The 1,701-nt window shown below is 52.1% G+C and carries 1 protein-coding gene; it reads left to right on the top strand.

What is annotated here, in order from left to right:
* Positions 1-1,701 (top strand): aldehyde ferredoxin oxidoreductase family protein (locus JWH17_RS23130; RefSeq protein ID WP_205225067.1); only part of this gene is annotated, 1,701 nt, incomplete at its 5' end.

Here is a 1,701-nt window from a genome sequence, read left to right on the forward strand (position 1 = left end):
ATGACCGACTTGAGCACTTCTATTGAAGATGTGCCTGCAGACTGGGCAGGACATGGCGGCAGGGGCCTGACCTCCACCATCGTTGCAGCCGAAGTCGAGCCTACCTGTCATCCACTGGGAAAAAACAACAAGCTGGTCTTTGCTCCTGGGCTGCTTTCCGGAACAACTGCAGCCAACTCCGGTCGACTTTCCTGTGGTGCTAAAAGTCCGCTCACCGGTACCATCAAAGAAGCCAATGCCGGTGGAACTTCTGCTCAGATGCTGGCACGACTCGGCGTTAAAGCGATTATTATTGAAGGCATGCCTGAAGGTGACACCTGGTACAACCTGCACCTCAGTGAAGACAGCATCACCATCAATGAAGAAACCGAGCTGATCGGCAAAGGTAACTTTGCAGTGGCCGAGGCCGTGGAAAACCGGTTTACCAAAAAAACAGGCGTCATTACCATCGGCCCTGCCGGTGAGATGAAATTGGCTGCAGCCAATATCTCTGTAAAAGATCCCGATTCCAAAATGCGTTCCAATGGCCGTGGCGGCTTGGGCGCAGTTATGGGCTCTAAAAAAATTAAGTTCATTTCCGTTGCCGAAACAACCCGTAAAGTCGAAATTGCCGAGCCGGAGGCTTTCAAGACAGCTAACCGCGCCTTTGCCAAAGCTTTGATCGACAATCCTATCAGCCAGGCTCTGGGACAGTACGGTACCAACGTACTAGTCAACATTATTAACGAAGCAGGCGCACTGCCGACCAAAAACTTTACAACCGGCCAATTTGAAGGGCACGAAAAGATCTCCGGTGAGACCATGCACGACACCATTGTCGCGCGTGGCGGCAAGCCTTCCCATAACTGTCACCCAGGTTGCGTAATTAAATGCTCCCAGGTGTTCAATGGTCCTGACAAGCAATATCGCACCTCTGGTTTTGAATACGAGTCCATCTGGGCTTTGGGTGCAGACTGCTGCGTGGATGATCTGGATTACGTTGCCGAAGCAGACAACCTGATGGACGACATCGGTGTGGATTCCATTGAGATTCCGGTGGCCTTTGGTGTGGCCATGGAAGCCGGCGTGCTTGAGTTTGGTGATGGTGCAGGTATCTGCCGTATGCTCAAGGAAGACATTGCCAAGGGCACCCCACTCGGCAGAATCATTGGTAATGGCGCAGGTTCTGTGGGCAGAGCGTTTGGCGTTACCCGGGTACCAGTGGTCAAAAATCAGGCAATTCCCGCCTATGACCCACGTGCAATCAAAGGTATCGGCATCACCTATGCGACCTCAACCCAGGGTGCCGACCATACCATGGGCTACACCATTGCAACCAATATCCTTGGTGTCGGTGGGTCGGTTGATCCATTGACCCATGAGGGCCAGGTAGAGCTTTCCCGTAATCTGCAGATTGCGACCGCTGCCATCGACTCCACCGGCATGTGCCTGTTCATCGCCTTTGCCGCTCTTGACGATGCTACCTGTCTGCCGTCTTTGATTGATATGCTCAATGCTCGTTTTGGTATTGCCTTGACCGCAGATGACGTTGTGAGCCTTGGTCAGTATATCCTGAAAACAGAAAGAGCCTTTAACCAGGCAGCCGGATTTACCAACCTGGATGATCGCCTGCCTGAATTTTTTGCTGAAGAACCCATTGCTCCGCACAACGTGGTCTGGGATATGTCTGGAGAGGAAATCGATACTTTCTGGAATTTCTAA

The organism is Desulfogranum marinum (assembly GCF_016918565.1).
Taxonomy (GTDB): Bacteria; Desulfobacterota; Desulfobulbia; order Desulfobulbales; family Desulfobulbaceae; genus Desulfogranum; species Desulfogranum marinum.